Source organism: Ochrobactrum sp. Marseille-Q0166, from assembly GCF_014397025.1.
Lineage (GTDB): Bacteria > Pseudomonadota > Alphaproteobacteria > Rhizobiales > Rhizobiaceae > Brucella.
In genome coordinates this window covers 72,078-93,663 of sequence record NZ_JACJUO010000001.1, presented here as the reverse complement: position 1 = coordinate 93,663, position 21,586 = coordinate 72,078, and the positions used below count along the sequence as shown (strand labels likewise).

Below are 21,586 nucleotides of genomic sequence, written 5' to 3'. Positions count from 1 at the left end.
CAGCGCCGTGCAACCGTTTGGACGCACAAAGGACGCTATGCATTGTTGAATCTACCTCTCGTGCTTTGCAAAGCGCGAGAGGTAGGAGGGAACTGACGGAACTATCCTATAGCCGTTTTTAAATTGTATGAATATTCAAAAGAAAAGGCCGGGCAATGCCCGGCCTTTATGATGTCTTTATCAGTCTTATCAGTTACCAGCATTATAGGCCGCAATGGCTGCCATATTGACGATGTCGGTATCTTTTGCGCCGATGCTGACGATTTGCGCAGGTTTGTCGAGGCCAACCAGCAGCGGGCCGATAATGGTCGCGCCACCCAGTTCCTGCAGCATATTGGCTGCAATCGATGCCGAATGATTGTCCGGCGTGACAATGACATTGGCCGGACCCGACAAGCGGATAAACGGATAGCGTTCCATCAGCTTCGGATTGAGGGCAACATCCGCACTCATTTCGCCATCAAACTCGAAATCGACATGACGCGTATTGAGGATGCGCACGGCTTCCTGAATACGTGTTGCGCTTTCGCCGCCCATATGGCCAAAGGTCGAAAATGCGGTGAGTGCAACACGCGGCACATAGCCCATGCGGCGTGCCATGCCAGCGGCTTCCACAGCGATATCGGCGAGCTCTTCGGCGGTTGGCTTTTCATGGACTGCTGTGTCGGCGATGAACACGGTGCGGCCACGGCAGAGCGCAATGGAAACACCAACCAGACGATGACCCGGCTTTGAATCGATCACGCGCCGCACATCTTCGAGGCCGGTTGCATAGTTACGCGTGATCCCCGTCACCATGCCGTCTGCATCGCCAAGGGCAACCATGCAGGCCGCAAAATGATTGCGGTCATTGTTGATAAGGCGATGGCAATCGCGCGTCAGATAGCCCTTGCGCTGGAGTTTCTCGTAAAGGTAATCCGCATAGACGGAATTGCGACTCGACAGGCGCGCATTGATAACTTCAATACCCGGACGATTGAGATCGAGACCGGCTTCCTTGGCGGTTTCTGCAACACGCTCTTCGCGGCCCACGAGGATCGCAGTACCAAGCCCCTGATTGACGTAGGAAACAGCGGCACGCATTGTCGGCTCTTCTTCGCCTTCGGCAAAGACGATGCGCTTTGGTTGACGACGCACGCGCTCATAAATGCCGCGCAGTGTAGAGGCAATTGGATCGCGACGGGCAAGCAGTTCCTGCTTGTAGGCTTCAATATCTTCAATCACACGCCCGGCAACGCCGGTTTCAATGGCCGCTTTTGCGACAGCCGCCGAAACGGTTGCCAGCAAACGCGGATCGAACGGAACCGGAATGATGTATTGCGGACCAAAGCGCGGACGGCTGCCCTGATAAGCGGCAACCACGTCATCCGGTACGTCTTCACGTGCCAGTTCCGCAATTGCATAGACGGCTGCAATTTTCATCTCGTCATTGATCGTGGTGGCACGAACATCGAGTGCGCCACGGAAAATATACGGAAAGCCCAGCACGTTGTTGACCTGGTTCGGATAGTCCGAACGGCCCGTGGCAACAATGGCATCGTCACGCACTTCCGCGACATCTTCCGGCGTAACTTCCGGGTCTGGATTGGCCATGGCAAAGATGATTGGATTTGGCGCCATTGAACGCACCATTTCCTTGGTCAGTGCGCCCTTTGCCGAAACGCCGAAGAAGATGTCGGCATCTTTCATCGCGTCTTCGAGCGTGCGCTTGGAAGTCTTGATGGCATGGGCCGACTTCCACTGGTTCATACCTTCTTCACGGCCCTGATAGACGACGCCTTTGGTATCGCAGAGGGTTACGTTTTCGGACGGGAAGCCGATGGCCTTGATGAGTTCGATACAGGCAATACCTGCCGAGCCAGCGCCATTGCAGACGAGCTTGGTATTCTTGATGTCGCGGCCCGTCAGTTGCAGAGCATTGATCATGCCGGCTGCGGCGATGATGGCGGTGCCATGCTGGTCATCATGGAAAACCGGAATATCCATCACTTCGCGCAGGCGCTGCTCGATGATGAAGCAGTCTGGTGCCTTGATATCTTCGAGATTTATGCCACCGAAGGATGGGCCGAGATAACGCACGGCATTGATGAATTCATCAATATTCGTCGTATCGACTTCCAGGTCGATGGAATCGACATCCGCAAAGCGCTTGAAGAGGACTGCCTTGCCTTCCATGACGGGCTTTGAAGCCAGTGCGCCAAGATTGCCAAGGCCAAGAATAGCTGTGCCGTTGGAAATGACTGCAACCAGATTGCCCTTGGCCGTATAATCATAGGCGGTGGCGGGATTTTCCGCGATAGCCTTGACGGGTACTGCGACGCCCGGGGAATAGGCCAGCGAAAGGTCGCGCTGCGTGGTCATTGGCTTGGTGGGATTGATTTCCAGCTTGCCCGGGCGACCGTGAGCGTGAAAGTCGAGCGCTTCCTTCTCACTGGCTGTGGGTGTGCGTTCTGGCGTGTTGCCCTTCGGCGTCGAGACTGGCATGTTCCCTCCGGTTTCTTCTGCGGGACGAATTCGATAACGCCAGTCCGCGGGAGTGTAAACAACGCATTTTGGAATAGATATTGATCCGAAAAAGCATGATATGGATATTATTATGTCTTTAAATGGATTTAAATCGCAATAAATGAAGGTTTGGCATGGAAGCGAAGGTCGAAGAAAAACAGTTGGAAGCGGGAGAAAATATCGCGCAGGAAACCGCTGTTCGCCTCACGCCCATGATGGAACAGTACATTGAGATCAAAGCTGCGAATGTTGATTCGCTGCTTTTTTACCGCATGGGTGATTTTTACGAACTGTTTTTTGACGATGCGGTTGAGGCGTCCAAAGCATTGGGCATCACGCTGACCAAGCGCGGCAAGCATTTGGGAGAAGACATCCCCATGTGCGGTGTGCCGGTTCATGCCTCTGATGATTATCTCCAGCGACTGATCGCCAAAGGTTATCGTGTTGCGGTCTGTGAACAGATTGAAGATCCGGCGGAAGCCAAAAAGCGTGGCTCGAAATCGGTCGTTCGGCGCGATGTGATCCGGCTTGTCACACCGGGTACGATCACAGAAGAAAAGCTGCTCGATCCATCTGAAGCCAATTACCTCATGGCGCTTGGCCGTACCAAAGGCGACGGTGCGCTGGCGCTCGCATGGATCGATATTTCCACCGGCACGTTCCGTGTTGCGGAGACAACGGAAGATCGGCTTTTTGCCGATGTTGCCCGTGTTGATCCACGCGAATTGGTTGTCGCAGACACGGCGTTTCACGATGCTGATCTGCGCCCGACCTTTGATCTGATCGGCAAGGCCGTGATGCCACAGCCTGCGACGCTGTTTGATAGCGGTGCCGCCGAGGCGCGCATCCAGCGCTATTTCAATGTCGCAACGCTTGATGGTTTCGGGCAGTTCAGCCGTTCGGAACTGTCCGCCATTTCCGGCGCAATTGCCTATATTGAAAAGACACAGATTGCCGAGCGTCCGCCTTTGATGCGCCCAGAGCGCGAGCATGAAGGCGGCACGATTTTCATTGACCCGGCCACCCGCGCAAGCCTCGAACTTGCCCGTACCATGTCGGGCAATCGCGAGGGCAGTCTGCTCAAGGCCATCGACCGTACGGTGACGGGTGGCGGAGCGCGCTTACTTGCAGAGCGCCTGACGGCACCCTTGACCGATCCCAAGGCGATTGCGCTGCGCCTTGATGCCGTTTCATGGTTTCTGAGTGAGCAATCGCTCTGCGAAGGGCTTCGACTTGAGTTGAAAGGCGTGCCGGATATGCCGCGCGCGCTTTCGCGTCTCGCAGTTGGTCGCGGTGGTCCGCGCGATCTTGGTGCTTTGCAGCGTGGTTTTGAGGCGGCGAATGGTATCGCCTCACTTCTCGAAGGCACCATTCTGCCGGATGAATTGGCACATGCGCGCGAAGCAATTGAGACATTGCCTGTTAGCTTTGCGGCCCACATCGACCGCGCGCTTGCCGACGAGATGCCGCTTTTGAAGCGCGACGGCGGTTTTGTACGCGAAGGCTATAATGCAGAACTCGATGAAATGCGCGCGCTGCGTGATCAGTCACGCCGCGTCATTGCTGGACTTCAGGCCGATTATATCGAGGAAACCGGCATTAAAACGTTGAAAATCAAGCACAACAATGTGCTAGGTTATTTCATCGAAGTGACGGCCAATAATTCCGGCACGATGACTGACACGGACGCAGCCAAGGGCCGTTTTATCCATCGCCAGACCATGGCCAATGCCATGCGTTTCACCACCACAGAACTCGCCGAGCTGGAAAGCAAGATCGCCAATGCCGCTGATCGCGCGCTTTCCATTGAGCTGGCAATCTTTGAGGAACTAACGGCGGAAGCGGTCAGTCATGCCGATAGCATTCGTGCGGCTGCCGTCGCCCTTTCGGTGTTCGACGTTTCAGCCTCACTTGCCATTCTTGCTGAAGAGCAAGGCTATTGCCGTCCGCTGGTTGATGACAGTTTGTCGTTTAACATTGTCGCTGGTCGCCATCCGGTTGTCGAGCAGGCATTGCGCCGTCAGGCGGCCAATCCGTTTGTGGCCAATAATTGTGATCTCTCGCCGCAATCAGACAGCGGGAATGGCGCGATCTGGTTGCTCACTGGCCCGAATATGGGTGGTAAATCGACCTTCCTGCGCCAGAACGCTTTGATTGTCATTCTCGCGCAGATGGGCTCGTTTGTGCCTGCAGGTTCCGCACAGATCGGTGTCGTGGACAGGCTTTTCAGCCGCGTTGGGGCGTCTGATGATCTGGCGCGGGGCCGTTCGACTTTCATGGTGGAAATGGTTGAAACCGCTGCCATTCTCAATCAGGCGGGCGAGCGTTCGCTGGTCATTCTTGATGAAATTGGTCGTGGCACGGCAACCTTTGACGGGCTTTCCATCGCCTGGGCTGCTGTTGAATATCTGCATGAGAAGAACCGCTGCCGCGCACTGTTCGCCACCCATTTCCATGAAATGACGGCGCTTTCTGAAAAGCTCGACCGGTTGTTCAACGTTACCATGCGCGTCAAGGAATGGGACAATGATGTCGTCTTCCTGCATGAAGTGGCAAAGGGTGCGGCTGACCGTTCCTATGGTGTGCAGGTTGCGCGCCTTGCAGGTCTTCCGGAAGCTGTCGTCAATCGCGCGCGCGATGTGCTGCATCAGCTCGAAGCGGGTGAAACATCGGGCAAGGCTGACAAGTTGATCGATGATCTGCCGCTGTTTTCTGTTGTTCTGCAACAGGAAAAACCCAAGCCGCAGGCAGCCGCAAAAGACAGTGAACTCGCCAAAGCCGTGGCTGAAATCAGCCCGGATGAGTTGACGCCGCGTGAAGCGCTCGAGCTGATTTATAAGCTGAAGGAATTGGCTGGCAGGGCGTGATAGTAAAAAGGCGAAGCTTGCGCTTCGCCTTTTGTTTTATACGAACCTGTTTGCGTCCGCGCCGTAATAGGTAATGTAACGGCTGGAAATGCGCTCAATCGGGAGGATGATGAAAACATCCGTTGTTCCGAAAGCTTCATCTATCACTGCGCCATCACCGATCATGGCACCAAGACGCAAGTAGCCCTTCACCAGTGGTGGCATTGAGAACAGTGCAACCTTGGTGTTGATCGCTTCCTTTGGCATCAGGTCCATGGGCTGATAGCGATGAGGCAGCGCGCGCACATCCCAGTCAGGCGTTGCACGGCAGTTCTGATTCAGGAACGACAGTCCCAGCGCATGTGCGGCAGGTACGGCACCATGGAACGATGCACAGCCAAACATCACGTCAATCGAATGACGACGGCAATAGGCCCATGCACCTTGCCAGAGTAGCTCGACCGTGCGCTTGGAGCGATATTCCGCCTTTACACAAGAGCGGCCAAGTTCGAGAAGCTTAAGGTCGGGACGCGAAAGTGCGAGACGCTGCACGTCATATTCGTCTGCCGAATAAAAACCGAGCGCTTTCTCGGCCTGTTCGCTGCGCATCAGGCGATAGGTGCCAACGATCTGTTTGTGCTCGGGCACAGGCAGGGCAGTGTCATAAACAAGAAGATGATCGCAAATGGCGTCGAAGCGGTCTGCGTCTCTCAGTTCAACTTCTTCTATGGTTTCCTTGCGGGCACCCATTTCTTCGAAGAAGACGCGAAAGCGCAATTCCTGCGCCGCTTCTATGGCGTCGCGGGAATTTGCAAGACGGACTTCAAGCGAACCAATGCGTCCCAGAACTATTGGGTCGCCCTTGGTTTCAAAAAGTGCCTGCTGTGCTTCTATGCCCGACATGATCGTATCATCGATGATTTGCTGGCTCATTCCAAGCAGAGTTGACATGATGATTCGCTCCTGATCCTGTTATTCACGCATTCCTGATGGCTTGCTGCGGTAAAGGATGATTTGTTTCATACCCGCCATAGCAATAAGCATTGAGTGCTACGCGAGGATGACAGAAGCGTGTCACCAATGTGTCAAATGGTTTGAGCCGAACTTATCCCCTTCAAAAAACTGTTAAATTTGAAACACAAACTATGACAAAGGGCCATTGCGATCAAGGGCTGTGCTTTACGTGCAAGAAACAGCCTATTTTACGGCCTTTCGTTCACGCCGCCATCCAAGAAACTCTTCCAGAATGATCAGCGCCGCGCCGATGGTGATAAAAGCATCCGCAAGATTGAAGACCGCAAACGACCATGTAGGCAGGTGAAAAAGGATATAATCGACCACATAGCCATTCATCACGCGGTCAATCAGATTGCCAATGGCGCCGCCGACGACAAGCGCAAATCCATAGCGGGCGAAGACGCGATTGGCCGGATTGGTCCACCAGAGATAGAGCACGAAAAGAATGACGGCTGCGGTGATAGCCACCAGTCCCCAGTCGTGTAGCCATGCCAGCATCGAGAAGGCGATGCCTTCATTATGTGTACGGAAAAGCGCAAGAAACGGCAGAATATCAATCTGCTCGTGATAGCCCATATGGGTTTCGACCAGATATTTGATACCCTGATCGATCAGGACTGCGATAATGACAACGAGTAACGACGACAAAACCGCATGACGCTTCATCCTCTGGACCTTTCATCGAGAGTGAGTGCCTCGCGGCGAATTTCATAAAGCATGACACCGGTTGCAATCGCCAGATTTAACGAATCTGCGCGGCCTGCCTGCGGGATACGTGCGAGCTTGTCACAGCTTTCCGCGAGTGTGTCTGGCAGTCCCTGCTGCTCATTGCCCATCATCAGAATGACCGGCTTTTTGGCATAAGGAATGGTGCGGTAATCGACAGCACCTTTGAGATGCGTGCCCACGAGTAGACCCGAAAAGCCTTTACGCCAGTTGAGAAATTCGCTTTCCGTTGTCTTGTATAAAGGCATAGAGAAGACCGAACCCATGGTGGCACGTACGGTTTCCAGCGAATAAGGGTCAGTGGTATCACCAATCAGGATGATACCCTTCGCGCCAACCGCATCGGCAGTGCGGATGACAGTGCCCAGATTGCCTGGATCGCGCACACGGTCGAGCGCGATGTACACATCGTTGCCTTTTGGCTTGAGGCTCGCAAGCTGCTGATATTGCTGCTCGAAAACACCGACTACCATCTGCGGGTTATCGCGGCGTGTGATGGCAGCCATGATCTTTTCGGTCACTTCCAGCACCAGTCCACCCTTGGCGAAGGTGCGTGCTGCAACCTGTTCAACCATCTTGTTGCCTTTGCCGGATTTGGCAAATACCAGCGTCTTGATGCGCCAGTCCTGCTCAAAGGCATCGATGACGAGCTTCAGTCCTTCTGCCAGAAACACGCCCTGCTGATCGCGAAATTTCTTCAGCGCCAGGGAACGCAAATCTTTGACAATCGGATTGGTGAGGCTGGTGACTTCCTTGACCTGACCCACGCGCGATCCGGTCTGATTGTTGCCGCTTCTGGAGAAATCGTCATTTCGGCTCATTTTGCTACCCAGCGGCTGAACATGGATGTGGAAAGTGCGCGTTGGCTTGCACGTTCGCGAAGAATAAGTTCGCCCGATTCGACTGTTCCGCCAAGACCGGTGAAACGGTCGCGCACCAGCTCGTGAATGGCGAAGAAGGAAGCGCGGATCGAATAGGCTGTCAGAATGACGGCCAGCGCATTTGGCGTGAGAATGGAACGACAGGTATCGACCATTGCAGGCAGATGCTCAAACAACTGCCAGACTTCTCCGTTAGGACCACGACCATAGGCGGGTGGATCAAGCAGGATGATGTCGTAGAAGCTGCCGCGACGTTCTTCGCGTGCGACGAACTTCATCGCATCTTCGCAAATCCAGCGGATCGGCTTGTCGGAAAGACCAGCCATTTCCTGATTTTCGCGTGCCCAGACGATTGCTTTTTTCGATGCGTCAACATGGGTGACTTCCGCACCGGCACGCGCTGCAACGAGCGATGCTACACCAGTATAGCCAAACAGATTGAGCACTTTTACCGCGCGGCCCGACTTGACCGCGTTGCGGATCAATTCGTCCATATAGGACCAGTGCGCGGCCTGTTCGGGGAAGACGCCGACATGACGGAACGATGTGAAGCGGCCATGAAACGCGATACCGTCATGCCGCATCGGCCATGTTTCGCCCAGAGTTTCACCAAGTGGCAGCTTCGGGAAAGCCCAGCGTCCCATGCCTTCTTCGTCGGTGTTGCCGGTAAAAACCGCATCAGCCTTGTCCCATTCGCTTTTCGCAAGGCTCGGTAGCCAGATTGCCTGACCTTCCGGGCGAATGATCCGATAAGGACCATATTGCTCAAGCTTGAGGCCGTCGCCACTGTCGAGCAATGCATAATCGTCAGATGGCTCTGTTTCGAGAATGACGGGTGCACGTTGGCCGGGGCGCTCACCTTTGAGCGGCTTTATCTCCCGCTGAGGCGTGGCAACATGCTTTTCTTCTGCGGGCTTTACGGGAGCCTTGGAAAATTGCGGACGCGGTTTTTTGAAGAACGAACCCTTATCATCAGGCTTATGTGCCTGTCTGGTCGCCGAACGCGGTTCTTCATGCTTCGCACGGCCGGAACCGCGCTGCTCTTTACCGCCTGTTGGCTTTTTGCCTTTTCCTTTTGGCGCCTTCACCCGAAACTCCGTTTATTATTTGGCCTGTAGGTAGGCGAAATAGTGCCGGAACGAAAGTGAAAAACAGGCCGATGCTTTCAGATTTTGGATATGGCGCCTGATGTGTGGCGCTTTTCTGCCGATTCGGCGCGTTCGAGAAGCTGTGAGGCTTCCTTTTTATAGTGGCGACCCCGGCGACGATGCTTTCCTTGTGTTAGCCATGTCACCGCAGCGCCGATCAGTGCGCCGAGAATGAGCGCACCGAATAGCCAGATAAACAGCGGTGCCTGATAGGTCAGCGCCGGATTTCCGGGATTGAACGGATCGATTGTGAGGCCGATTGTTTGGCGATTAGCAACCGAAAGAGCGATCAGGATGACCGCCAACGGCACCAGAATAACGATCGTTATGACGCGTTTTGCCACCATGACAGATCAGATGGCACCATTAAGACGGTCACGCAATTCTTTACCAGTTTTAAAGAATGGCACCCACTTTTCTTCAACATCCACTGTGTCGCCGGTGCGTGGATTGCGTCCGCTGCGAGCAGGGCGGTTCTTGACGGAGAAAGCGCCAAAGCCACGAAGCTCGACGCGGTTTCCGTCAGCAAGGGCGTTGGTGATCTCATCAAAGACCGCTCCAACGATGTTTTCAACATCGCGCTGGAAAAGATGCGGATTACGGCTGGCGATAATCTGAACGAGTTCTGATTTGATCACGGCTTCAAACCCCTGTGTCTATATTGTCCGACGAAAGGACTCAATTATTTGCCGGTTTGGTACCCGACGCTCCGTCAACGTGCCAAACAGAAAGAAGCCCGTCAAGGAAGATACGATCCTTTGCGATTTCATTAAGTAATCCATTGGCTTCCTGAGGCAAGCCCAGAAATCTCGCACCGGCATGAATAATCAGATCACGCAACGAAAATCCGGTGTCGCTGCTGACCGGCTTCCACTCAAGTGTTGGCAAATCTTTGGATATGCCCTTGCTGCTCAGCCAGTTGATCGCTTCCTGCTCTCCACCAAGACCATCGATCAGCTTTTTCTCAAGCGCCTGTCGTCCTGTGAAGATAGCACCGTTGGCGAGCGCCAATGCCTGATCATGCGTGAACGAGCGGCGCTCCTGCACAATCCCAACGAACCAGTCATAGGAATCCATGATCATGCTGCGGATCATAGCCTTGGCTTCTTCGCTGGCCGGGCTGAAATAATTTGGCTCTGCCTTGAGCGGCGAGGACTTGATCGTTTCAACCTTTACCCCAATCGTATCGAGCAGTTTCGACAGATCAGGATATTGGAACAGCACACCAATTGATCCAACGATTGACGTTTGATGCGCAATAATATGATCCGACGCGCTCGCAATCATATAGCCGGCTGAAGCAGCCAGCGTGCCGACCTGCGTAACCACTGGCTTCTTTTCGGATATCCTGCGAACAGCATTAAAGATCGTTTCTCCACCGACCGTGGTGCCACCCGGCGAATCCAGAATAAGAATAACGCCTTTCACATTGTCGTCATCAGCAATTTTGTTCAGGCGCTTGAGAAGTTCCTCATTTTCAAAAATTGTGCCTTCAATGCGCACTTTCGCAACGTGGGGTGCGGCGAAGTTCGGGCCACGCATGGAATAGGAGGCAATGCTGGCAATCAATACTGCCAATAGAAGGAGAAACGCTATGCGCCAGACGGTGAGTTTTCGCCGCAGTTTGCGTCTTTCGATCAGGGCTTCGGCATCTTGAGCCATTCGGTCCATCCACTTTGAAAATGCAGTCAATATATTGCATGTATGAACCGGAACAGGGCTGCGCGGCAAGCATTTTGCACAGGGTAGCTTGTTGAAGGTTGCCGCTATAATAAAATCCAAATTTGTGTTAACAAGGATTTGATCGGGGGCGGAGCCTGTTCTTAAAGGCTTAAAAACGCAGATTTTTATGCCTTTTACGCGTTGTCCCTGCGAATTTTCATGGCAGGTGCGGTATTTTGTGTTGTGTATTTGTCTTGAGTGTCGGGCTATGGCTCCCCAAATAAAACACATTAAAACGCAATAGCCTCAGGCGAAAAATTCATCTGAGAAGATTTTTTAATCAGTTATGTCATAAAGCAAAACTGAGAAATCGTTGGGTAGCTGAAGAGTATTATGAGCGCTGACACACCACATATTCATGTTTCGCACGGCACTGCTGTCGCAGCATCCGCTGTCGAGGGCATGCGTTTTGGAGCGTCTGAAAAGGCCGCCTCGATGTTTAAGGCGGCGCAGCGCCATTCCGTGCGCGTGCGCGTACTCAAGACAGCTCTACCTGTTGCAGCACTTGCGCTTGGCGCAGTTTTTTCCTGGTATACATTCCTTGCCACGCCGGCGACGCCGGTCAAGGTCGAGGTGAATGATGGCGGCGAGAGTGGGAAGCTCGTCATGAGCAATCCGCAGCTTAACGGTTACACCAAAGACAATCGTCCCTATTCGATGATTGCAACAAGAGCCGTTCAGGATGCAAAAAACAGTGGATCTATTGCACTGGAAGGCATTTCGGCTGAATTGCCTGTTGGCGCTAGAGGCAGTGCCAAAATTGAGGCGGCATCTGGTGTCTATGATAATGCGAATGGCCGTTTGCAACTTGATAAGGATTTTACTGTTATCACCGATGAAGGCCTGCGTGCCGTCATGCGTAATGCGGATGTAAATCTCAAAAGCGGACAGGTGACGACAGACAAGCCTGTTGATATTCGCAATGGCAGCACACAGATCAGTGCTGATAGCATGCAGATCAAGGAGAGCGGCAAGGTGCTTATCTTTGAAAACAAGGTGCGTGTTGTGATTGACGGTAATTCAGTTTCAGGTGAGAAAGCGCCTGAAAATGATCGTGCCGGGTAATTTCTAAAATGCGGCGCACTTTAGGTGCTGCGCTTTTGGGTGATTGCGATCTGTTTTACACGCAGTCAGATATTCCTATCTGGCTGCGTTATGTTTAAGATCAGGGCCATTAATTCTGGCTTGAGGCGTGCTTCTGAGAGGTTGATCGGCCTTTCAGAACGGTTTATGCGTCAGGTGGATATAAATCGCGCTGGGCCTGGCCCCGGGATGGGGTCTTTAGGGGAAGTAAAAGCAATGGAACGCGAGACAGGCAAAATGAACAAGGGCATGAAAACCCGCTCTTTGCGGATGGGATTTGCAGCTTTGGCGCTCGGTCTCATTGTTGCACCGCTTTCCGCTATGGCTCAGGATAGCCAGCAGGTCCCGTTCGGCAGCCTTAAGCTTTCTGATGGCAAGAACCCGATCAAGATCGATGCCGATAAGCTCGAAATGCTCGATAAGGAAGGCAAGGCCATTTTCACTGGAAATGTCTCTGTCGTGCAGGGTGATGCGCTTTTGAAGTCTGGTCAGATGATCGTTTTTTATAACAAGGATGCGCAGGGCGACGGCACAAAGCCGGCAGGTGGAACTGCAGGTTTGAGCGGTTCAGGAATTGATCGTCTCGAAATCAGCGGTAAAGTTTATCTGAAGTCTGGCACCCAGATTGCGACAGGCGATACGGGTACTTACGACGGCAAGAGTCAGGTCATGGTGCTGCAAGGTCAGAAAGTCGTTCTTACCGATGGTGATAACGTCGCGACCGGCTGCAAGTTGACGGCTAACATGGGCACAGGCAAGGCTTTCCTTGAAAGCTGCAAGGGACAGAGCAAGGGTCGTGTCTCGATTATCATGTCGCCCAAGGATCAACAGCAGGGCGGCGCCGCGCCCAAATCGAATTAACCGGGGCGCGCGTGGGATTGTTCTGGAATAAGAAAGCCGAGCAGCCGATGGTTGTTTCTGAAAGTGCTGCTGAATCGGCTGTCGATGGTATGATGCCGGCGCAGCCGGGCAAAGAAAATCGTCTTAAGGGTACTCTGGTGGCGCGTGGGCTTTGCAAAAGCTATCGCGGGCGTCAGGTCGTCAACGGCGTGTCTTTTGGTGTTCGTGCTGGTGAAGCGGTTGGTATTCTTGGGCCAAATGGCGCCGGTAAGACCACTTGCTTTTATATGGTTACAGGTCTTGTTCCAGCGGATGCCGGTTCGATTGAAATTGATGGTTTCGATGTAACGTCGATGCCAATGTATCGCCGTTCGCGCCTCGGCATTGGCTATTTGCCTCAGGAAGCATCGATCTTCCGCGGTCTTTCGGTCGAGAACAATATCAAGGCCGTATTGGAAGTTGTCGAAAAGGACCGCAAGAAGCGTGCGATGGAACTCGACGCTCTGCTTGAGGAATTCCACATTTCGCATCTGCGAAAGGCTGCTGCGATTTCGTTGTCGGGTGGTGAACGTCGACGTCTGGAAATTGCACGGGCACTTGCTTCGCGTCCAAATTTCATGCTGCTGGACGAGCCTTTCGCTGGTGTCGACCCGATTGCGGTTTCCGATATTCAGCAGCTTGTGCGCCATTTGACCAGCCGCGGCATTGGTGTGCTTATCACCGACCATAATGTTCGTGAAACGCTCGGCCTGATTGATCGTGCATATATTATCCATGCCGGTCAGGTACTGACCCATGGTCGCCCGGCTGAAATTGTCGCTAATCCTGACGTGCGCAGGCTCTATCTCGGCGATCAGTTCACACTTTGATTTTTCCGGGTTTCCGCAGTCTTATGGAAACCACCTTCCTTTTTCCTTTATAGAACGCTGTGACTGTTTCCTTAGTCGCGTTATTTTTGCGACTATTTTCCCCTTTTCAGTAAAAAATGCACATTCAGAATTGACAAGCAAGGTTCATACCAGTTTTGATGGCTTGCACGCTTTAATTGAAAACAATTCATGAACATGCGGCTTGTCAGCGAGAATGCTGTCTGGGAAATGGGGGAGTTACGCAACGAATGGCACTGTCGCCAAAGCTTGATTTTCGTCAAACGCAATCGCTGGTGATGACTCCGCAGTTGATGCAGTCCATCAAGCTGTTGCAGATGACGCATATCGAGCTGGAGCAGTTTATCGACATTGAGATCGAGAAAAACCCGCTTCTCGACAGAATAGAGGCCGCAAATGATGATTTTGCAGAGCCAGAGCCTGCCAGTGACAGCCTTGATGCGCCAGATGCGGCGTCCGATGAAGACTGGTTTAAGAGCGACACAGTTGCTGATGCGCAGAATTTGTCATCGACCTTTGATAGCTCTCTGGAAAATATTTTCCCCGACGATCCGGGTCGAAATGATGATACCGGTGCGATCCTTGATCCCCAATGGAAAACCAGCGGTGGAGAGAGTGCTGCTTCGGGCGGTAGCTATGATATTGATCAGCTGACAGCAGGTCGCCCGTCATTGAGTGAGCATGTTGCAGAGCAAATTGCCTTGTCCTTCAGCAATGCAATTGATCGTTTTATCGCCACAGCACTGGCCGATGCGCTGGATGAAAGTGGCTATCTGCGCGCTGACACAACATTGCTTGCGCAAAATCTGGGGGTTGAACCCTTAGAGGTCGAGCGTGTTCTGGAAGCGGTCCAGAGCTTTGATCCGGCAGGCATTTTTGCACGTGATCTGCGCGAATGTCTGGCGATTCAGCTTCGTCTGAAAGATCGGTATGATCCGGCAATGGCAGTATTGATCGACAATCTGGACTTGCTCGCACGCCGCGACTTCGTTGCCCTCAAAAAGCTTTGTGGCGTTGATCAGTCTGATCTTCTCGATATGCTGGGAGAAATAAGGGCACTTGATCCTAAGCCTGGCACGCAGTTTGAAGTCTCGGTTGCTGACGTGATTACCCCTGATGTGCTGGTGTCACCGATGAGCGATGGTGGTTGGGCGATAGAGCTCAACCCCGATGCAATGCCGCGCTTGATCGTGAATAACGAATATTATGCCGAAGTCAGTCCCACAGTGAAGGCGGAAGAGAAGGCTTTCCTGTCTGACTGTATGCAGTCGGCCAGTTGGCTGGTGCGAAGCCTTGATCAACGTGCGCGAACAATTCTTAAGGTGACACAGGAAATTGTGCGTCAACAGGATGGTTTTCTTCGTGATGGCGTTACGCATCTCAAGCCATTGAATCTGCGCACGGTTGCGGATGCTGTTGGGATGCATGAATCAACCATCAGCCGCGTGACGGCCAATAAGTTCATGGCAACTTCGCGTGGTGTGTTTGAACTGCGCTATTTTTTCAATGCGTCCATTGCCTCTTCTGAGGGCGGTGATGCGCATTCTTCCGAAAGTGTCCGCCATCGTATCCGCCAGATGATTGAGGCGGAAAAGCCTGATGATGTCTTGTCTGACGACGCGATTGTCGAAGCATTGAAAAAAGACGGTGTGGATATTGCACGCAGAACAGTCGCAAAATACAGAGAAGCGATGAATATCGCTTCATCCGTCCAGCGAAGGCGTGAGAAAAAAGCCCGATTGTTTGCAAGGTAATTCTGATTGCCGGGTGCGAGAAATCAACCGGGAAGTTCTTTTATAACGTGATGGAATTGTTTTGAAACTTCCTGCACGGCCAAATCTGATTTTACAGAAATCCGCTTTTTAAAGATTAGCGTGATCAATCCGGTAAGAAATGGCTGACATCAGTTGCAATTGACAATTGACGTTTCAGTCAATAGAAGCCCGGCTCGCATAACGATAGGAACCTGCAAAAGCCGGTTTACGATGTCCGACTGATTGAACGAAAGGCAAGGTAATATTTCGGGAAACGTTTCTGCGTTTTCAGCGTTACATAAGAGAACGAAGTGCAGCGAACCATCACGGGCAATGAATGGGAAGCGACCCGATTAGCGGTCTGATTCCGACATTTTTGTCCCTCGTTTCATGCGCTGAGCAAATGTTGGAATCAAAAAGACCACGGGCAACGATATGTATCGAGTGGGTTTTTCGAATTTGACGTTTGAAACAGCATATGTGTGGGCCGGGATTCAAACGTCAAATTCAACCCACCAGCCAAGGCGATGAACACATTCCGGGACACGCAACATGCTTTTCCAGAATGTGTGAAGCGGAGCTAAAATAAGCACAGGACGAAAAGCATATTTGATGCTGGTTGGCTTTGCGCTTCGCTCACCATGTGGTTAGACTACGTCCTGTTGTGTAACGCAAATGAGGTGTACCAAATGACTCTGCGTGTATCTGGAAAGCATATGGACGTCGGCGAAGCTTTTACGACCCGGATCATTGATCGGGTTAATGATGCAGTCGGCAAATATTTTGATCATGGCTTTTCCGGGCAGGTAACGGTCACCAAGTCCGGATCGCGCTATAGCGCAGATTGCACCTTGCATCTCGATAGTGGTGCTACTCTTCAGAGCACCGGAGATGCGCAGGACCCGCAACTTGCGTTCGATGCGGCGGCTGACAAGATTGAAACCCGGTTGCGCCGTTACAAGCGCCGCCTGAAATCGCGTCCAGCCACTGCACCAAATGCGATCTATGATGATGTGGCATATCGTGTTATGGCACCGCTGTCGGAAGAGGAGGAGGACCTTCCGGTGGATTACGCGCCAACTATTGTTGCGGAATCGTCTGTTGCTCTTCGCACCCTCTCGGTCGCGTCGGCAGTTGTGGAACTCGACCTGATTGAAAATCCGGTTCTTGTCTTCCGCAATGCAGGCAATGATGAAGTTAATATCGTCTACCGTCGTGCGGACGGAAATATTGGCTGGGTTGATCCATCAACTGTGACCCGCCAGTCCGCGCCACGCGCCTGACGGCAAACCTGAAGCGCACGCTGTGGATACTGCCGTGCGCTTCCCTAAACCGGGCCTGAATTGGTCTGATTGAAGAAGGAACGGAGAGAATGGATCTTAGTGATCTGATTCAACCAGGGGCAATTATCCCTGCGTTGAAAGCCAGCTCCAAAAAGCAGCTTTTGCAGATTCTGTCTGAAAAGGCTGCGGAACTGACCGGTCTCCCTGAGCGTGAAGTTTTTGAAACGATTCTCCAGCGCGAACGCCTTGGTTCGACCGGCGTTGGGAATGGCATTGCCATTCCGCACGGTAAACTGGCGAGTATTGGAAAAATTGCCGGAATTTTTGCGCGCCTCGAAACGCCAGTGGATTTTGAAGCACTGGACGATCAGCCTGTTGATCTCGTTTTCCTGCTTCTGGCACCGGAAAATGCGGGCGCTGACCACCTGAAAGCTCTGTCCCGTATTGCGCGTATGTTGCGCGATCCCGATACAGTGGCCAAGCTGCGTGGTACGCATGACCCGCAGGCTCTTTATTCGTTTCTTACGGCACAGCCAGCCACGAACGCTGCCTGAGTTTGACGAATCTCGAATTTAAAAAACCGCCGGTCGAAAAGAACGGCGGTTTTCTTCTAACTAGAGTTGCCGCTTCGGCAGGTCTACTGCAAAGTGACCGTCCGCAGTTCGTGTTCTTGGGCGCCCTGCAGGGCGGTGGCCCGAACATCAGACAACACAATCGGTTCGCCGCTCGCGCCAAACAGTGCCCAGATTTCCAAACCCGGAGCAATCGGCGGCAGCGCAGGGAAAGTGCGGGTGAGATCGTCCGATCGGATCTTGCGTACATAGGCGAGTTCGCCTTCACCCAGATGCGCGAATTCATGGTCTGTGAGGATGTGTCTGTTCATTATTGTAGCCTCCGTTTTCGCGGCATATCATTTGCGATCATGGCGCTTAAGAGCTTAATAAATTCCTATAGCGTTATTTAACTGAACCGAACCTGAACCAAGTTTAGTCCCTGACTGATATATTGATGTGCTTGATCAGCCGTTCGGGTTCAGGTCTGTCGAGATCAATTGCGAGCAAGCCGTTCTTCAGATCGCAGGATACAACCCGCATTCCATCGGCCAGAACGAAGACACGCTGAAACTGACGCGCAGCAATACCACGGTGCAAAAACTCGCGCTCGGTGTCATCAGTCTGGCGTCCCCGGATGACAAGCTGATTGTCTTCGGTCGTGACTTCGAGGTCGTCGCTGGCAAAACCTGCAACAGCAAGTGTAATTCGTAGGCGTTCAGATCCTGTATCGCTGCGCAGGCGCTCAATATTATAGGGCGGGTAGCCCTCACCGGATTTCGCAATCCGTTCCAGCGTCTTTTCAACAGTGTCGAATCCGAGCAGTAAAGGGCTCGAAAACGGTGTTATTCTCGTCATTGCGTCAGTCCTTATTGAAGCGACCGGTTATGGAAAGACCCCTTGCGGCGTATCTTTCGCTCAACTGATATGGCTTGTGAAAAGCCCGACTTCAAGACCTGAAATCTGATTCCTGTCGTCACATCGTAAATCAGATGGGGGAGGGGCAAAAGCCGTTAACATATGTGGGAAAGTTTAACGGCTGGCTCGCGTAAGTGCCTCGCGAAATGCAGTTGCAAAGCTTTCCCGGTCCTCTGGATTGAGGAAGCTACCAACAGGAACCCGGTTATCCCGGCTTTCCACATGCATGGATGTGATGCCGAATTCAGGCTCGCGCGCGACTTTGAAACGTGACCAGAAGGGATGAAACTCATGCGCTGTCACGTTGCCAGAAGGCGCATATTTGCGAATATGCAATGCTGCACGCGACAAGGATATTTCTTCACGCGCATTGGCTGATCGGTAACTCCAGCGAAAAGCCAGATAGATCGCCAGCACATCAAGTCCAAAAAAGCCGATGATCGGCCACGCTCCGATCGACCAGAACAGGATGCAAACAAATAGCCAGCAACTGATGAGCGCTGCCATGAGGATACGAAACCCTGTCCGGCCCAAAGAGCGATAAGGGGTGAGCAATGCCTCAAAGACGGGTTTATCGAAGTTGTCCGGATTTGCTCCATCGGGATGCTGCATGAACGTTTGCTCCGGGCTGCGTCAAGCTGCTTAGTTTTTTCCCAAGCCCAGTGCCAGTATAGAGACAAAATGGAAAACGCCAAAATCAAATCCCCCGTGAATGTCTCCGCGACATCACAAGTTCGTCGTCAGCGCCGGGTGTCGGGTACACTTTATACGGCCGATGAGATTCGCGAGATTTTTCGTCGTTTTTCCATTTTGCGACCGGAACCCAAAGGTGAGCTGGAGCATGTTAATCCTTTCACCCTGTTGGTGGCCGTTGCCTTGTCCGCACAAGCGACGGACAAGGGCGTGAACAAGGCAACCCGCGCGCTTTTCGCCATTGCTGACACGCCGCAAAAAATGCTGGCTCTGGGAGAGGAGACAGTCGGCAATTACATCCGTACCATTGGGCTTTGGCGGAACAAGGCGAAGAACGTCATTTTGCTGTCCGAGGCACTGATCCGCGATCATGGCGGTGAAGTCCCCGATGATCGCGATGCTCTGGTGAAGTTACCGGGTGTTGGCCGCAAAACCGCAAATGTTGTGCTGAGCATGGCTTTCGGACATTCAACCATGGCCGTCGATACCCATGTTTTGCGTATAGGCAATCGTATGGGGCTTGCTCTGGGAAAAACACCAGATGCCGTAGAAGCTATTCTGATGCGGGTGATCCCTAAGGAATACCTGTTCCACGCTCATCACTGGCTTATTCTGCATGGGCGCTATACCTGCAAGGCGCGCAAGCCTGAATGCGAGAAGTGTGTCGTCGCCGATATTTGCAAATATCCGGGAAAAACCTGCGATGTTCCGGCGGCACTCATTCCTTTACCGCCGCAATTTTAAAATCTCTTTTGCTGAAATCGCCTTGTGCAGATGAATCATCATCGCTGCAGCAAAAAGCGGTGTGAGCAGATTGACGACCGGGACCGCAAGAAAGCCTGCAATCAACAGTCCTGCTGCGAAGACAGTGACACTATATTGTGAGCGCAGCGCTTTGGCGTCGGCTTCCGACCGATAGCGCATCGCGGCAAATTCGAAGAATTCCCGCCCCAGAAGATAGGCGTTGATCACAAAGAAGGCGATCAGATTGATGCCGGGTATGAAGAGCAAAAACAGCGCTATGATATTGCCGAGGATAACGACGCCTAAAAATTTGAGCGATGTCACGACGGAGCGCCCAAGCGGTAAGGCTGTGCCTTTAGGCTCACCCGGATAATCCTCGCGCTCGACAACGTCCGCGACATCATCAAGAAATATACCGGCCACAAGAGCTGTTACAGGCGCAATCATCAATGCAAGCACAAGCGCCAGCCCAAGTCCTGCAACAATCGCCGCCACTATGCCCAGCCAGCCTGCCCATTGGGGCATACCTGGCAAGATTTGCTCCATCCACGGCCATGCGAAGGTAAAAAATAATTGACGAATTGTGACCCATAGCCCGATCAGCAGCAAAAGCGTCAGACCGAGCGTTTTCCACAAAACTGAGCGGAATTCCGGCGTTGGAAGGCGTTTTAAAGCTTTTAATGCCGCTTCAAGGATCATTTTTATCCACTTTTTGCAAACTCATGGCATAAAAATAGGAATGCGGAATGCGCTACACAATATCCCAAACCCACAGTCCAAAAGTCTAAGTGGGTGGTCAAAGCACCCACAAAGCGTTAAACCGGCCCCGATATTTCTGCCGCCAGTTCCATCTTAACATGTCTGACGGAGGCTGGCAGCTGATCAAAGGGGAGTCCAGACCAGCTCATGGCTACATTCGACGTACTTTGCATTGGCAATGCCATTGTCGATATTATTTCGCGCACAGAAGATGCATTTCTTGAAACAAATGGCATCATCAAGGGTGCCATGAACCTGATTGACGGGGACCGCGCTGAACTGCTCTATAGCCGCATCAAAGGCCAGGTTACAGAAATGTCGGGTGGCAGTGCGGGTAATACGGCGGCTGGTGTTGCAAGCTTTGGCGGTCGCGCCGCCTATTTCGGCAAAGTCGCAACAGACCACCTTGGCCGGGTTTTTGCGCATGATATTCGCGCCCAGGGTGTCGCCTTTGATACGCGCCCACTTGAAAAAGGGACACCAACGGCTCGTTCCATGATTTTCGTAACGCCCGATGGCGAGCGTTCAATGAACACATATCTCGGTGCCTGTGTTGAGCTCGGGCCGGAAGATGTGGAAACCTCCAAGGTTGCAGATTCCAAAGTCATCTATTTCGAAGGCTATCTGTGGGATCCGCCACGCGCCAAGGAAGCGATTGTTTTGGCCTCCAAGATCGCTCATGAACATGGCCGCAAGGTTGCGATGACGTTGTCCGATCCATTCTGTGTTGATCGTTATCGCGACGAGTTTCTTGATCTGATGCGTAAAGGTACGGTCGATATCGTGTTTGCCAATGAAGACGAGGCAAAGTCACTTTATCAGGTCAAATCGCTGGATGAAGCGATCTCAGCGATCCGCAAGGATTGCGCGCTGTCTATCATCACGCGGTCTGAAAAAGGTGCAGTAGTCGTCGCCGAAGATCAGACTCTTGAAGTTCCAGCGATTGAGATTCAGGAATTGATCGATACGACTGGTGCTGGCGATCTTTATGCTGCTGGCTTCCTGTATGGCTATACCAATGACCGTTCGCTGGAAGATTGCGCACGTCTTGGCTCGCTGGCCGCAGGCATGATCATTCAGCAGATGGGCCCGCGCCCATTGGCCAACCTTCAGGCTATTGCTGCTCAGGCCGCGCTTATCTAGTACGGCGACCCGAAATTCGTTGCACTCTGAAGCAGGTTTTGGAGCGAATTTCGGGTTCAAATCCGTCACATTAGGCTCAGGACACA

General features: G+C 52.6%; 21 protein-coding genes. 9 read left to right on the top strand and 12 right to left on the bottom strand.

Annotated features, from left to right (window positions below):
* Window positions 1-189: 189 nt before the first annotated feature.
* Entirely contained in the window at window positions 190-2,484 is a 2,295-nt protein-coding gene (locus H5024_RS00445; RefSeq protein WP_187543480.1) for an NADP-dependent malic enzyme, read from the bottom strand.
* Between the two features lie 155 nt (window positions 2,485-2,639).
* Between H5024_RS00445 and mutS the strand changes: the two genes are divergently transcribed.
* Window positions 2,640-5,372 carry a DNA mismatch repair protein MutS gene (mutS, locus tag H5024_RS00440; RefSeq protein ID WP_187543479.1) on the top strand — a complete coding sequence of 911 codons (2,733 nt, stop codon included), beginning with the start codon at window positions 2,640-2,642 and terminating at the stop codon, window positions 5,370-5,372.
* 36 nt (window positions 5,373-5,408) lie between these two features.
* On the opposite strand, the gene H5024_RS00435 is transcribed toward mutS, so the two are convergent.
* The 7 genes from H5024_RS00435 to sppA all read right to left on the bottom strand — a co-directional run bounded on the left by H5024_RS00435 (window position 5,409) and on the right by sppA (window position 10,785).
* On the bottom strand, window positions 5,409-6,302 hold the full coding sequence (locus H5024_RS00435; protein ID WP_187543478.1) for a GNAT family N-acetyltransferase: 894 nt from the start codon (window positions 6,300-6,302) through the stop codon (window positions 5,409-5,411).
* Between the two features lie 246 nt (window positions 6,303-6,548).
* Entirely contained in the window at window positions 6,549-7,034 is a 486-nt protein-coding gene (lspA, locus tag H5024_RS00430) for a signal peptidase II (protein ID WP_187543477.1), read from the bottom strand.
* Entirely contained in the window at window positions 7,031-7,915 is an 885-nt protein-coding gene (locus tag H5024_RS00425; protein ID WP_187543476.1) for an RNA methyltransferase, read from the bottom strand. Before H5024_RS00425 ends, lspA begins: the two co-directional genes overlap by 4 nt.
* On the bottom strand, window positions 7,912-9,063 hold the full coding sequence (locus H5024_RS00420; RefSeq protein WP_187543475.1) for a class I SAM-dependent methyltransferase: 1,152 nt from the start codon (window positions 9,061-9,063) through the stop codon (window positions 7,912-7,914). Before H5024_RS00420 ends, H5024_RS00425 begins: the two co-directional genes overlap by 4 nt.
* A 77-nt stretch (window positions 9,064-9,140) precedes the next feature.
* Window positions 9,141-9,470, bottom strand: coding sequence for a LapA family protein (locus tag H5024_RS00415; protein ID WP_187543474.1), 330 nt, complete (start codon window positions 9,468-9,470; stop codon window positions 9,141-9,143).
* Window positions 9,471-9,476: 6 nt separating this feature from the next.
* Window positions 9,477-9,761 (bottom strand): integration host factor subunit beta, encoded by a 285-nt coding sequence (locus H5024_RS00410; RefSeq protein WP_187543473.1) that lies wholly within the window; start codon window positions 9,759-9,761, stop codon window positions 9,477-9,479.
* A 40-nt stretch (window positions 9,762-9,801) separates the two neighbouring features.
* Complete coding sequence (gene sppA, locus H5024_RS00405; protein ID WP_187543472.1) at window positions 9,802-10,785, bottom strand: signal peptide peptidase SppA; 984 nt, start codon at window positions 10,783-10,785, stop codon at window positions 9,802-9,804.
* Window positions 10,786-11,178: 393 nt separating this feature from the next.
* Here sppA and lptC point away from each other — a divergent pair, with 393 nt between their 5' ends.
* The 6 genes from lptC to ptsN all read left to right on the top strand — a co-directional run bounded on the left by lptC (window position 11,179) and on the right by ptsN (window position 17,246).
* On the top strand, window positions 11,179-11,910 hold the full coding sequence (gene lptC / locus H5024_RS00400) for an LPS export ABC transporter periplasmic protein LptC (protein WP_187543471.1): 732 nt from the start codon (window positions 11,179-11,181) through the stop codon (window positions 11,908-11,910).
* A gap of 234 nt (window positions 11,911-12,144) precedes the next feature.
* Complete coding sequence (locus H5024_RS00395) at window positions 12,145-12,789, top strand: LptA/OstA family protein (protein ID WP_187543470.1); 645 nt, start codon at window positions 12,145-12,147, stop codon at window positions 12,787-12,789.
* Between the two features lie 92 nt (window positions 12,790-12,881).
* Window positions 12,882-13,637, top strand: a complete 756-nt coding sequence (gene lptB, locus H5024_RS00390) for an LPS export ABC transporter ATP-binding protein (RefSeq protein ID WP_210309622.1) — start codon at window positions 12,882-12,884, stop codon at window positions 13,635-13,637.
* 248 nt (window positions 13,638-13,885) lie between these two features.
* Entirely contained in the window at window positions 13,886-15,409 is a 1,524-nt protein-coding gene (gene rpoN, locus H5024_RS00385) for an RNA polymerase factor sigma-54 (RefSeq protein WP_187543468.1), read from the top strand.
* Between the two features lie 689 nt (window positions 15,410-16,098).
* Window positions 16,099-16,692: a ribosome-associated translation inhibitor RaiA gene (gene raiA, locus H5024_RS00380; protein WP_187543467.1), complete on the top strand. Its 594-nt coding sequence runs from the start codon at window positions 16,099-16,101 to the stop codon at window positions 16,690-16,692.
* 89 nt (window positions 16,693-16,781) lie between these two features.
* Window positions 16,782-17,246 (top strand): PTS IIA-like nitrogen regulatory protein PtsN, encoded by a 465-nt coding sequence (ptsN, locus tag H5024_RS00375; protein ID WP_187543466.1) that lies wholly within the window; start codon window positions 16,782-16,784, stop codon window positions 17,244-17,246.
* Between the two features lie 83 nt (window positions 17,247-17,329).
* Here ptsN and H5024_RS00370 read toward each other — a convergent pair whose 3' ends face one another.
* From H5024_RS00370 to H5024_RS00360, 3 genes are all read right to left on the bottom strand, one after another.
* A complete protein-coding gene (locus H5024_RS00370) occupies window positions 17,330-17,575 on the bottom strand; it encodes a DUF1150 family protein (RefSeq protein WP_187543465.1) in 246 nt (81 codons plus the stop codon).
* Between the two features lie 103 nt (window positions 17,576-17,678).
* Window positions 17,679-18,101, bottom strand: coding sequence for an Hsp20 family protein (locus tag H5024_RS00365; RefSeq protein WP_187543464.1), 423 nt, complete (start codon window positions 18,099-18,101; stop codon window positions 17,679-17,681).
* 174 nt (window positions 18,102-18,275) lie between these two features.
* Window positions 18,276-18,773 carry a DUF2244 domain-containing protein gene (locus tag H5024_RS00360; RefSeq protein WP_187543463.1) on the bottom strand — a complete coding sequence of 166 codons (498 nt, stop codon included), beginning with the start codon at window positions 18,771-18,773 and terminating at the stop codon, window positions 18,276-18,278.
* 69 nt (window positions 18,774-18,842) lie between these two features.
* On the opposite strand from H5024_RS00360, the gene nth reads away from it, so the two are divergent.
* Complete coding sequence (gene nth / locus H5024_RS00355) at window positions 18,843-19,598, top strand: endonuclease III (protein ID WP_187543462.1); 756 nt, start codon at window positions 18,843-18,845, stop codon at window positions 19,596-19,598.
* Here nth and H5024_RS00350 read toward each other — a convergent pair.
* On the bottom strand, window positions 19,581-20,297 hold the full coding sequence (locus tag H5024_RS00350) for a sulfate transporter family protein (RefSeq protein ID WP_187543461.1): 717 nt from the start codon (window positions 20,295-20,297) through the stop codon (window positions 19,581-19,583). The two genes, nth and H5024_RS00350, sit on opposite strands and share 18 nt — an antisense overlap.
* A 207-nt stretch (window positions 20,298-20,504) precedes the next feature.
* Here H5024_RS00350 and H5024_RS00345 point away from each other — a divergent pair, with 207 nt between their 5' ends.
* Window positions 20,505-21,500: an adenosine kinase gene (locus tag H5024_RS00345; RefSeq protein ID WP_187543460.1), complete on the top strand. Its 996-nt coding sequence runs from the start codon at window positions 20,505-20,507 to the stop codon at window positions 21,498-21,500.
* The last annotated feature ends 86 nt before the right edge of the window (window positions 21,501-21,586 follow it).

Bases quoted from the DNA above. Each gene is read 5' to 3' on its own strand.
- H5024_RS00425 (WP_187543476.1), bottom strand. From the start codon at position 7,915: ATGAGCCGAAATGACGATTTCTCCAGAAGCGGCAACAATCAGACCGGA.
- H5024_RS00415 (WP_187543474.1), bottom strand. From the start codon at position 9,470: ATGGTGGCAAAACGCGTCATAACGATCGTTATTCTGGTGCCGTTGGCG.
- lptC (WP_187543471.1), top strand. From the start codon at position 11,179: ATGAGCGCTGACACACCACATATTCATGTTTCGCACGGCACTGCTGTC.
- H5024_RS00350 (WP_187543461.1), bottom strand. From the start codon at position 20,297: ATGATCCTTGAAGCGGCATTAAAAGCTTTAAAACGCCTTCCAACGCCG.
- lptB (WP_210309622.1), top strand. From the start codon at position 12,882: ATGCCGGCGCAGCCGGGCAAAGAAAATCGTCTTAAGGGTACTCTGGTG.
- mutS (WP_187543479.1), top strand. From the start codon at position 2,640: ATGGAAGCGAAGGTCGAAGAAAAACAGTTGGAAGCGGGAGAAAATATC.
- H5024_RS00370 (WP_187543465.1), bottom strand. From the start codon at position 17,575: ATGAACAGACACATCCTCACAGACCATGAATTCGCGCATCTGGGTGAA.
- H5024_RS00360 (WP_187543463.1), bottom strand. From the start codon at position 18,773: ATGCAGCATCCCGATGGAGCAAATCCGGACAACTTCGATAAACCCGTC.
- H5024_RS00345 (WP_187543460.1), top strand. From the start codon at position 20,505: ATGGCTACATTCGACGTACTTTGCATTGGCAATGCCATTGTCGATATT.
- H5024_RS00395 (WP_187543470.1), top strand. From the start codon at position 12,145: ATGGAACGCGAGACAGGCAAAATGAACAAGGGCATGAAAACCCGCTCT.
- ptsN (WP_187543466.1), top strand. From the start codon at position 16,782: ATGGATCTTAGTGATCTGATTCAACCAGGGGCAATTATCCCTGCGTTG.
- sppA (WP_187543472.1), bottom strand. From the start codon at position 10,785: ATGGCTCAAGATGCCGAAGCCCTGATCGAAAGACGCAAACTGCGGCGA.
- nth (WP_187543462.1), top strand. From the start codon at position 18,843: ATGGAAAACGCCAAAATCAAATCCCCCGTGAATGTCTCCGCGACATCA.
- H5024_RS00365 (WP_187543464.1), bottom strand. From the start codon at position 18,101: ATGACGAGAATAACACCGTTTTCGAGCCCTTTACTGCTCGGATTCGAC.
- H5024_RS00435 (WP_187543478.1), bottom strand. From the start codon at position 6,302: ATGTCAACTCTGCTTGGAATGAGCCAGCAAATCATCGATGATACGATC.
- rpoN (WP_187543468.1), top strand. From the start codon at position 13,886: ATGGCACTGTCGCCAAAGCTTGATTTTCGTCAAACGCAATCGCTGGTG.
- lspA (WP_187543477.1), bottom strand. From the start codon at position 7,034: ATGAAGCGTCATGCGGTTTTGTCGTCGTTACTCGTTGTCATTATCGCA.
- H5024_RS00445 (WP_187543480.1), bottom strand. From the start codon at position 2,484: ATGCCAGTCTCGACGCCGAAGGGCAACACGCCAGAACGCACACCCACA.
- raiA (WP_187543467.1), top strand. From the start codon at position 16,099: ATGACTCTGCGTGTATCTGGAAAGCATATGGACGTCGGCGAAGCTTTT.